This is a genomic window from Sneathiella sp. (genome assembly GCF_002694385.1).
Taxonomy (GTDB): domain Bacteria; phylum Pseudomonadota; class Alphaproteobacteria; order Sneathiellales; family Sneathiellaceae; genus Sneathiella.
The window spans coordinates 111,812-120,603 of the sequence record NZ_NZMB01000023.1 but is presented as its reverse complement, the minus strand read 5'-3'; the positions used below and the strand labels follow the sequence as shown (position 1 = coordinate 120,603).

The 8,792-nt window shown below is 50.4% G+C and carries 7 protein-coding genes and 2 pseudogenes; 3 read left to right on the top strand and 6 right to left on the bottom strand.

Translation table 11 applies throughout. The features are described from left to right. Window positions 1-244 precede the first annotated feature (244 nt). Both CMN55_RS17380 and CMN55_RS16380 read left to right on the top strand, forming a co-directional pair. Window positions 245-741 (top strand): annotated as a pseudogene (locus tag CMN55_RS17380) (IS6 family transposase). Window positions 742-1,024: 283 nt separating this feature from the next. Then, window positions 1,025-1,927 carry a LysR family transcriptional regulator gene (locus CMN55_RS16380; RefSeq protein WP_293951273.1) on the top strand — a complete coding sequence of 301 codons (903 nt, stop codon included), beginning with the start codon at window positions 1,025-1,027 and terminating at the stop codon, window positions 1,925-1,927. Between the two features lie 24 nt (window positions 1,928-1,951). On the opposite strand, the gene CMN55_RS16375 is transcribed toward CMN55_RS16380, so the two are convergent. Next, window positions 1,952-2,329: a hypothetical protein gene (locus CMN55_RS16375; RefSeq protein WP_293951272.1), complete on the bottom strand. Its 378-nt coding sequence runs from the start codon at window positions 2,327-2,329 to the stop codon at window positions 1,952-1,954. A gap of 644 nt (window positions 2,330-2,973) precedes the next feature. Then, window positions 2,974-4,110 (bottom strand): aromatic ring-hydroxylating oxygenase subunit alpha, encoded by a 1,137-nt coding sequence (locus CMN55_RS16370; protein WP_293951270.1) that lies wholly within the window; start codon window positions 4,108-4,110, stop codon window positions 2,974-2,976. Window positions 4,111-4,313: 203 nt separating this feature from the next. Here CMN55_RS16370 and CMN55_RS16365 point away from each other — a divergent pair. Next, a pseudogene (locus CMN55_RS16365) lies at window positions 4,314-4,812 on the top strand (DDE-type integrase/transposase/recombinase). Window positions 4,813-5,157: 345 nt separating this feature from the next. On the opposite strand, the gene CMN55_RS16360 reads toward CMN55_RS16365, so the two are convergent. From CMN55_RS16360 to CMN55_RS16345, 4 genes are all read right to left on the bottom strand, one after another. Next, window positions 5,158-6,087, bottom strand: coding sequence for a diacylglycerol/lipid kinase family protein (locus CMN55_RS16360; protein WP_293951266.1), 930 nt, complete (start codon window positions 6,085-6,087; stop codon window positions 5,158-5,160). Beyond that, a complete protein-coding gene (locus tag CMN55_RS16355; protein ID WP_293951264.1) occupies window positions 6,074-7,750 on the bottom strand; it encodes a phosphoethanolamine transferase in 1,677 nt (558 codons plus the stop codon). Before CMN55_RS16355 ends, CMN55_RS16360 begins: the two co-directional genes overlap by 14 nt. A 105-nt stretch (window positions 7,751-7,855) precedes the next feature. Beyond that, window positions 7,856-8,395, bottom strand: coding sequence for a cytochrome b/b6 domain-containing protein (locus CMN55_RS16350; protein WP_293951262.1), 540 nt, complete (start codon window positions 8,393-8,395; stop codon window positions 7,856-7,858). Window positions 8,396-8,397: 2 nt separating this feature from the next. Further along, the gene (locus tag CMN55_RS16345) at window positions 8,398-8,676 is read right to left on the bottom strand and encodes a PepSY domain-containing protein (RefSeq protein WP_293951260.1); all 279 of its coding nucleotides are present in this window, start codon (window positions 8,674-8,676) and stop codon (window positions 8,398-8,400) included. Window positions 8,677-8,792 lie beyond the last annotated feature (116 nt).

Genomic DNA, 8,792 nt, shown 5'->3' with positions numbered 1-8,792 from the left:
GCACTTGCCGAGTGGCAGCAGCTTAGTGCTGCATGATAGGGGCGCTTTCGCGCCATTCTGCGTCATACGGAGACGAGTTCGCATTAGTCTGACAGCACCAGTTTCATCAATGGGATGAATTTGCACGCGGACGGCGGCATGTCACTGGTTTAACGCTGACACCGGCGGAGAAGCCTGCAAAGTTTACGGTTCTGGCAGAAGAAAATGTCTTGATGCTCATTTACTCATCGAACAGACTCTGAGTATGGCAAAACATAACGCATTTCGTTATTTTAAAACCTCGCCTGAGATTATCCGCCTTGCGGTGATGATGTATCCGACTTCTGCTCTCGCGTAGCAATGTTGAAGATCATTTTCATGAACGGAGCATCGATATCTGCCATGAAACTGTGCGCTGTTGATCATCAAGGCGAGGTGCTGGAAGCCTTTGTTTTCAAACGCCGAGATCGTAAGGCTGCCCTGGTATTTCTTAAGAAAATTATGAAACGATATGGGAAATCTCGTGTCGTTGTCACGGACAGATTGCGTTCATATCGTGCCGCTATGAAGACTATCGGAAATGCCGAGGTTCAAGAGGTTGGCCGCTGGTTGAGCAATCGCTGCGAAAATTCCCATCTCCCATTCTGACGAAGAGAGCAGGCGATGCTGAAATTCAGGCGCTTGCAAAGCTTGCAGAAATTCGTCTCAATCCACTCTTCAATCCACAATCACTTCAACCGTGAGCGTCACCTAAACAACTGAGAAACATTTAGGCTTCAACGGAATGCTGCACTGGCCGAGTCGCGGGAACTTAGTACGGTATAGTAGAAGGGATTTCGTGCCATTTTACGCCATACAGAGACGCCGTCGCATTCGTCTGACAGCACCCACACAGGAAATCAAAAAATTTTATGCCAGAATTTAAATACAAGTAAAGTTCGCTAGTCCGTTACTGGTCCAGAGGAGTAAGCTCGCTCTTCTTCTTTCTTGTCTAGACTAAAGTTGCTAATATACGAAATCACAAAGCTAAAGTTATGAGAAGAGCATGAACCGTCTCGAAGCCATGTCCACACTGGTAGCTGCCGTCGATGCCGGAAGCTTTTCCGCGGCGGGCCGGAAGCTCGGGTTGCCGGTGGCAACAGTCAGTCGCAGGGTGTCGAACCTTGAAAGCTATCTCAAGACAAAACTTGTTATCCGAACCAGTCGCCGGCTTGAACTGACCGATGCAGGGCGGTCTTATATCGTAGCCTGCCGCGAAATTCTGGCTTCCGTCTATGCGGCGGAACAGGATGCTGCCGGCGAATATGCTGCGCCTGTTGGGGATTTGACAGTCTCCGCACCTATCGTCTTCGGCCGTTTGCGTCTGACGCCGGTAATCACGGACTTTCTGAAAAGCTATCCCGACGTCAATGTCCGGCTTGTCCTTTCGGATCGAATTGCCAGTTTCATCGAAGATCGTATCGATGTCGCGCTGCGCGTCGGCTTTTTGTCCGATGGCGGCCTTATTGCGACGCGGATCGGTTTCTGCCGCCTCGTGGTTTGTGCGAGCGAGGCTTATCTTGCGGCGCATGAACCCCGGCCCGAAAAGCCGGAAGATCTTGAAAAACATACTTGTATCACGTTCGAGGGGACGGCGTCGGTCTCGCACTGGAATTTCCGGACGGCCGGCGGGGACGTAAGGGCAATGATCCGGACGCGGCTCTCCGTTAATAATGCAGAGGCGGCCGTCGATGTTGCAAAGGCGGGTCTTGGCATTACCCGCGTTCTCAGCAGCCAGACGGCAGGTGCGCTTGAGAGGGGAGACCTCGTCACCATTCTCGATGATTTCGAGCCCGAGCCCCTTCCCATCCAAATCGTCTATCCGGAGCAGGGATTGCTGCCCCTCAAAACGCGGGCCTTTCTCGATTTTGCAAAAGAGCGTTTGCGTCGCCCTTCGAGCGGGTACTGACACCTTGCGGCGTCCGGGTAAAACTCATTTTCCGTCTTTTGAATTAAGCCAGTTGAGCGCATCTTCCTCGTTCGTGAAGGAGCGGAACTCGATTTTTCGCTCCACGACGGCATGGCTGATGGCGGCATAAAGATTAACAATCGATTGCTGCATCGGTCCCGTAACAACGCTTGCCGAGCGGCCGTTCGGCCGCAAATGGTCGAATGTCGCGCTGAATTTCGCAAGTTCCTCCAGCGTCCTGGGTGTCAGGTCGTAAAAATTATGAACATCCGAAAAGATGAAGAGAAGATTTTTCGTAACCCCTTCTCGGAACGCGGCGAAGAAAGTCTTTTCGGTGAGCGGGCCTAAGAATTCAATAATCGTCAGTTCGGGTCCTTTCTGAATTCTAACATAGTCGGGCATAGATAATTTCCTTTCCTTATTGCCCGTTCTGACATGGGGGTGCGCCCGGAAACGGAATTTCCGATTTCACGGGTTGCCGAATATCGACTGGGTCAATCACTTTTCAGTAAGCGCGAACGTCTGCATCTTTAGAGGCGAAACGTTGCTGCACCGGTATTTAGAGATGAAACGGTTATTTCGGTACCGCAGAAAAGCTGAAAGCTGCCTTTCGAAAACTGAAAGGACTATCTCCTTTACATTCCGGCCACTAGAAAACACAGTATTAGAGCTTGTTACATTATTTGATTGATTTCTTTTTCTTAGTGGGAGTGATATTTGACGCTATTGCTATGACAGGCACTGTCAGAGGAAAACCGATCTTTGACCGTAATTCGCCAATTCCATAAAATCCTGGAATGAAAAATCATAACCCCTTTTGCTATTTCAAAGCGTCGGCCGATATCATCCGTCTGGCTGTAGTGATGTAGGTGTGGTTTCCATAATCACTTCAACCATAAACGCCACCTAATGCGGCGAAGAACATTCAAGCTTCAGAGAAATGCCACATTGGCCGAGTGTTAGCGTATCGGTATTTTGCGCCATACGCAGACGAGGCCGCAGGCGCCTGAAAGCATCTCGCGGCCCCTTGCTTTAGCTCAAATCAACTAGGCGGCGGGCGCCTTCATCATATCAAGATGTGCCGTAAGGTGTTCATGGAAATGAACTATTCCTTTTTCATAATGGCCGAAGGTGAAATGACTGTTTGCTTTGGAGCTGAGACCGGCCTGGATTGCCCGGGCGGCCTCGCGATCCTCTTCGATGCCTGATTCCTTGACGAAGCCCGCATCGCGCTTTGCAACTTCCAGATCAACGGGTTCGCCGTTTGCATCGAGATTACGTAACCGGTAGATGATTGACAGAGTCTCGGATGGTGAGATTGGCTCCAATATCACAAGCTGCGTGTGGTTGGAGAGAACAGAGAGATGCGTATTGGGGAAGAATTGGAAGACGTCTGTCGTCATTCCGCTCATGCGGCGTTTTTCGCGTGGAATGTCGCGCAGCTTGTTGATGCGGCGGAACGGGAATATGATGCGTGAATTGGGGCCGAAAAGTTCGACGATATTCGTGTTGTCGAGCCCGTAAGGATAGAAGCTCCGCTTATGAAGGCTCTTTATATGGTAGCCCTCCATGGAGGTTTCGGCGATCAGCTTCCAGTTCGCTTCATCCGTATATTCATCGGTCGCGAACATGTCCTGTCGGGGGCTGAGTATTTCCGGCATAGCGTCAAGTGTGCCGTTTGAGACCGGCGTTTCCTGAGTGACGAAAACAATGCCGCCGCGTTCTTCGGCTGTGACGGGCACAAGCCCATGCTCGGCCATGTCGATGTCCGGAAATCCCTCACGCCCCGGGATGTGTTTGAGATTGCCATTGAGGCCATAAGTCCAGGCGTGATAGGGGCAGATGAAGGAGCGGGCGCAGCCACTCCCTGTCGCGACTTTCATACCGCGATGGCGGCAGCTGTTGCGAAAGGCGCGCACGATGCCGTCCTCCCCACGGACGACAACGATCGGCGTCTGCGCCGCTGTGCGAGCGATATAGGATCCTTTCTCGGGCAGTGCGGCGGATGGACAGAAGGGCACAGGCACCCGGCGCAGCAACTCGATTTCCGCGTTGAATCGTTCCAATGCGAGATAATTATCCACAGGCTCGCGCCAGACGCGATCTCCCATATCGGTGGTTTTTGCATCCAAATGGGTGAAAATTCTGTCGATGACGTCGGCTTCATTTAAAGTGAAGGTCATGGCTAACTCATTTTTTGATTGTTCTTTATTGGAACTATTTTAACCGACTTCGCTTCCGCTTGTCCATTTAGTAAGCAGCCATTCGGCTCTGTCAGAAGAAAATTGTTTGATGGCCAATAGCTCACCGGCTAGCCTCCGCGTATTACGAAAAGAACCCCTTCCGCTATTTCAAAACATCTCCCGAAATCATCCGGCTGGCGGTGATGATATATGTCAGGTTTCCGCTTTCTCTTCGCAATGTTGAAGGTCTTCTCCATGGGCAGGGCATCGACATTTGCCACGAGACTGCGTGCTGTTGATCATGAGGGCGAAGTGCTGGAAGCTAATACTTCCAAACGCCGGGATCGCAAAGCAACAATGATTTTTCTCAAGAAGCTTATGAAGCGATATGGGAAACCACACAAAATAGTAAGGGATAGATGGCGTTCTTACCGTGCCGCTATGAAGGCTATAGGAAATGAGGCATCGCAAGAAACAAGCCGTTGGAAGAACAATCGCTGCGAAAACACCCACCTCGCGTTCCGACGACGAGAGCAGGCAATGCTAAAATTCAGATGCCTGCGAAGTCTGCAGAAATTTGTCTCTATTCACGCCTCCGTCCATAACCACTTCAACCGTGAGCGTCACTTAACCAACCGCGAAATGTTCAAGCTTAAAAGAATCACCGCACTGGCCGAGTGGCAGCAACTTGCTAAGGCATAATAGGGGGCGCCTTTGTGCCATTTTACGCCATACAGAGACGCCGTCGCATTCGTCTGACAGCACCGCCATTCCTTTGCTTCTGCAAGCGATTCAGGGTTAATCCATACGGCGTTGTGAATTCGGAGATGCTATCTGTCTACGCAGGGTAATTAGACTTATCTCGTGATAATGTTTGGGAAATGTTTGCGCAGGAAGAAGAATGACCTGGCAAGTGCCCGCATATTTCGAGCAAGAGGAGGCGGCTGGAGGAATAATCACTGGTATCCCCAGCTTACAGCACTTATTTCCCATCACATATCATTCCAAATTATTTTGTGAATCAACCGTTTCACCAGACCAAAATATTCAAAAATTGGAGAACTCTGGAACGAGCAAGCGTATCGGATATGATGACAGGCCGACTTTGCATGGCAGACTGCCGCAATGATCACCATCAATCTGCAGGGGTAGGGGGCTGACTTGTTTTTCGCATGTGATCGTGACATTGGATGCTTGCAGAACATGAATGTCAGGCTGCATGTGAAGCCGACTCAAGATCAGGCATATCGCATATCGTAACAGGTCCCATGATCTGTTTGACTTCAGCAAGAGAACGACCAGTTTCGGGGCTGACAGCCCCGCCAGCGGCGAGAGGAGATACGGGCCGCCATAGTGACGTGATCGCGATACAATAACGGCGGATGATTTGTATGTATACCCGTCGACACAGACTGTGAACTCTTCCTTCGGCGCGTGTAAAATAGTGTGCAATCCTCGCCATACATAAGCCCATTTTCCGAGAAGCGATTTCAGGCGTGCGGATACACTGGCGACCGTTGTCGCGTCCGGGCCAGCCCCGACCATTAGCATAAAGGCACGATTGTTCATTATTCCCGGATAAACATCGATAACTTGCGCGGTATTGATGTAATCAATGATGGATTGAGTGCGATTGACAATCCGCATTTCGTAGGCCAGGACATTGGCGGTGCCCATAGGAATTACCCCCATGGGCGGGACAGTCCGGCCTTGTTGTTTTGCAGTGATCAGGCCGTTGACTACTTCATTGATAGTTCCGTCGCCTCCGGCGACAAAAACAGGGTAGTCAGGAGGCAGAGTTTTGGCAAGCTCGCTCGCATGTCCGGCATGTGTGGTTTCAATCACATGTGTCGTGGCTTCGACCCCGGCCAGAATACGGTGCATCCGTTTAGAACAATACCTGCCCGCCTTTGGATTTACGATGATATTGATAATATGCCGCCCGGAGAGAACGACAGGAGGCTTATCGGCTGGCATGTATGTTTTTTATATTGCGGCAGGCGTCAAGAATATCGTGCGACGGATTATAGATCAATGTGTCAACCTGCATTAGGCCCAAAATCGTCGAAAACAGGTTATCATGCGAAAAGGATCCGTTTTGCGCCTGTTTGGCGAGGCAGGCCTGATCGACCTTTTGTGCCGCGGCCAGTCCGGAAGACACCCAGAACATCATCGGTACCTGTGTCTGTTCCGATGGTGCCAGGAAATACGGCGCGCCGTGCAGATAAAGCCCGCTTTCGCCAAGGGACTCGCCATGATCAGAGACATACAGAAGACCTGTATTGTAATGGCCGGTCCGTTGCTTGAGGATGTCGATAAGGCGTGAAATTACATAATCGGTATAGCGAATGGTGTTGTCATAGGTATTGATCAGTTCCTTTTGGGTGCAGTTTTCTATATCGCTGCGTGGGCAATCGGGAGTGAAAAAGCGGAACTTTTCAGGATAGCGTTCAAAATAGGTCGGGCCGTGGCTACCGTTCAGATGCACGACGATCAACCGGCTTTGCATGTTTCGGGTATCGATTTCATGCATGGTCGCCAGAACAAGGCTTTCATCGAAACATAGCTCTCCCGGACAGAGATCGGGGAATTCATTTGCCGATATTGTTTTGTTGGGAATGCGATTACACACGCCTTTGCAACCACCGTCATTTTCAGCCCAGAAAACATCGACCCCTGCCTTCGACAGAACATCAAGCATGTTCTCGCTATTGTTCGCAACCGCTTCGTTATAGCTGTCCCGTGTCATTGGTGAAAACATGCAGGGAATCGAAACCGCAGTTGCCGTGCCGCAGGAACTGACATCTTGAAAGGCGACAAGATCGGGAATCTTGTTTGTGAAAGGCGATGTTGGACGACCATAACCATTGGCGGCAACGCTTGCGGCGCGTGCTGTTTCGCCAACTACCAGCACCATCAGGGTTGGTTTATCGATAGTGGGGCGACGTGTGGCGTCATTACCGATGGTGCTGAATGGGATGTTGTTCGCCTGATAGCGATGCTTGGCATACTGGATGCTCGCGGTGATGTAATTCACCGGTACGATTTCCTTGCCAAGAATTTTGTTGTTCCGTCCGACCGATGCGTAATCCTTGAAATAGAGCGATGTAATACCGCCGAGACATAGCAGGGCCAATCCAGCGATCACCATTTTCTGTCCAATACTCCGCATAAAGCTGGATGGATAGCGTATCGGTAAAATCAGCAAAAGGCCGGCGGGTACCAGTCCACTGACGATAAACCGGGAAACCGACGTCAGATTGATATATGAGAGTGCTTCGTTTGAGTCAGTCTGGGCGAAGTTGGTGATCATGCCGCGATCAAACACAATACCATACCGGATCATGGCATAGCTGACGATTGAGGCGGTTAAAATCAGGAAAATGAATATTGGTTTGAAAAACGGACGAAAGGAAATCAGCGTAAAGACAACCATCATTGCGAAGAAAAGAGCAAAAGGCAGGCTTGCCGCAAAAAGCAGATCATAATCTTCAAGCCTGCCGAGGATAGTGTAAAAATGATCCAGGAATTTCCAGTTCAACAACGCAACGAAATAAATCGCAATGAGGCAGAGGACGATCCGGTAATCAAAGACGCGACCTGAAAAAAACTGCAAAAATCGGAGGATGGAATGTTTCATGGAAAGATTCTGTCTGTCTTGTATAAAAGGATGTGCTGCGTTTGATTACAGGGCCGCAGGGCAATAGCCGGGAGAGTCAAAAGAAAGGCAGCATAGGAACCGCCTTTACCGGATGTCGTCGCTGCTTGGCAGCCGTTTGCGACCGGTTATCATTGATCGAACAAGGTTTTCGTTGTGCCGCATGCTGGCAAGGATTACTCCAGCGACATGGAAAATCACCGGCACCAGAAAACTGTTAGCAAGAAATTCATGGGCTTCTTCGACCCAGCTTTCTCCCCAAAACTGTTCAGTGGTATACATCCAGCCGGTCGCTGCCGTGCCGATCATGGCAAGGATTAGGGCAATGATCATGACCGCCCCGGCAGGATTATGTCCGATATAGCGTTTTTCCTGTCCGCGCAGAATATCGCCAAGATATCCGGCAACAACCCCGGGGCGAGGCAGAAAACTGGAAAAGCGGGCATAATGCGGCCCCACTATCCCCCAGAACAGGCGAAAACCAATCAGTCCTATGGCGATATAGCCTACCGCTTCGTGAAGGTTGTCCCATTCATCAGCCGTGAGCCAGGCTATCGCGAAACTTGCCACGAGGCCCCAGTGAAATATGCGGACAAAGGGATCCCAGACTTTCACGGTGGCAATCATGATCAATCCTCTTTGGATTTGACCAGATCAAAGGTCTTCGGATTGAAATAAGCTTCAACCCGTTTGCCATTTTCCGTGATGGCGTAAACTTCGTAGCAGCCGTCATCGCTCTCAATTTTCTTTATTCTCCAACCCTTGGCTTCCAGCTCTGCCTGAAGGGTTTCGCGCGGTTGCCACTGATCCATGGAAACTGTGCACATATCGCCGCTTGCCGAAACGGGCAGAGCATGGGACAGGGCAAGCAGCCAGGCAGTAATGGCAATACCGGTAATTTTTTTCATGATGTAATTCCTGTATGAATATGGAAAACTCAATGTCGGCCAACCATACGTGCGCTTGCTGACAACAGGCTGAATGCGTGATCAAATTGCTTTAGCCTGCTGTCAGAAATGCAGGA

Coding starts and splice junctions, on each gene's coding strand:
- CMN55_RS16380 (WP_293951273.1), top strand. CDS start 1,025: ATGAACCGTCTCGAAGCCATGTCCACACTGGTAGCTGCCGTCGATGCC.
- CMN55_RS16375 (WP_293951272.1), bottom strand. CDS start 2,329: ATGCCCGACTATGTTAGAATTCAGAAAGGACCCGAACTGACGATTATT.
- CMN55_RS16370 (WP_293951270.1), bottom strand. CDS start 4,110: ATGACCTTCACTTTAAATGAAGCCGACGTCATCGACAGAATTTTCACC.
- CMN55_RS16360 (WP_293951266.1), bottom strand. CDS start 6,087: ATGCCAGCCGATAAGCCTCCTGTCGTTCTCTCCGGGCGGCATATTATC.
- CMN55_RS16355 (WP_293951264.1), bottom strand. CDS start 7,750: ATGAAACATTCCATCCTCCGATTTTTGCAGTTTTTTTCAGGTCGCGTC.
- CMN55_RS16350 (WP_293951262.1), bottom strand. CDS start 8,395: ATGATTGCCACCGTGAAAGTCTGGGATCCCTTTGTCCGCATATTTCAC.
- CMN55_RS16345 (WP_293951260.1), bottom strand. CDS start 8,676: ATGAAAAAAATTACCGGTATTGCCATTACTGCCTGGCTGCTTGCCCTG.